This window comes from Dietzia sp. 111N12-1, assembly GCF_001658045.1.
Classification (GTDB): Bacteria; Actinomycetota; Actinomycetes; order Mycobacteriales; family Mycobacteriaceae; genus Dietzia; species Dietzia kunjamensis.
This window is the reverse complement of record NZ_LSSV01000107.1, coordinates 1-735: the sequence shown is the minus strand read 5'-3', so window position 1 is coordinate 735 and position 735 is coordinate 1. Positions and strand designations below refer to the sequence as shown.

Here is a 735-nt window from a genome sequence, read left to right as displayed (position 1 = left end):
TGTCCGAAATCAACGCGGCAGGTCACTTGGTTGGCCGCGATCGAGGTTCCTGCCGCCTCCGGTTTCGAGTCGAGGAGGATGACGTCATGCCAAAGGACGTTAATCCCGCTACTGAACCACCCCACCAAGGCGAACAAGGCGCCCGGGCGCGAACTGCTCTGGTCGTCTCCGTCATGCTGCTGGCCGCGGCGGACCTCGGAGCTAAAACTTGGGCGGGCGGAGCACTGGCCGACGGCCACACGGTGGATCTGGGACCAATGCAGCTGCGCCTGGGTTTCAACTCCGGGGTGGCGTTCAGCCTCGGCGCTGGCCTTCCCGCCGGCGTCGTTCTCGCCATCACTGGCCTCATCATCGGCGCCCTGGCGCTCTTCACCTGGCGGGCCACCGGCACAGCAACGCGCACAGTACGACTGGCGTTGGCCCTGGTCTTGGGCGGAGCTGTGGCCAACTTCATCGATCGCGCCCCCGACGGGCTGGTGACTGACTACCTGCACACCGGATGGTTCCCTACTTTCAACCTCGCCGATGTCTTCATCACCGGTGGCGCTGTGGTGCTGATCGTGGCCACCCTTACCGGCCGCGACAGGATCGAGGTGTGGGAGACGCCAGAAGTTGCAGCCCGGCAAGTCAGGGGACCTCATGACAACTGAGGTGGCCGCGGCAGCATCGGCCTTGTGGTTCGGCCTCGTGGCCGCGTTCGGGGTGCGCTCCTAGTGTCGCGTGTCGTTAGTTCCT

1 protein-coding gene is annotated in these 735 nt (G+C 65.2%); it reads left to right on the top strand.

Translation table 11 applies throughout. The features are described 5' to 3' along the window. On the top strand, positions 1-650 hold a 650-nt coding region (gene lspA / locus AYO52_RS17470; RefSeq protein WP_253702298.1), incomplete at its 5' end, for a signal peptidase II. Positions 651-735: the final 85 nt, after the last annotated feature.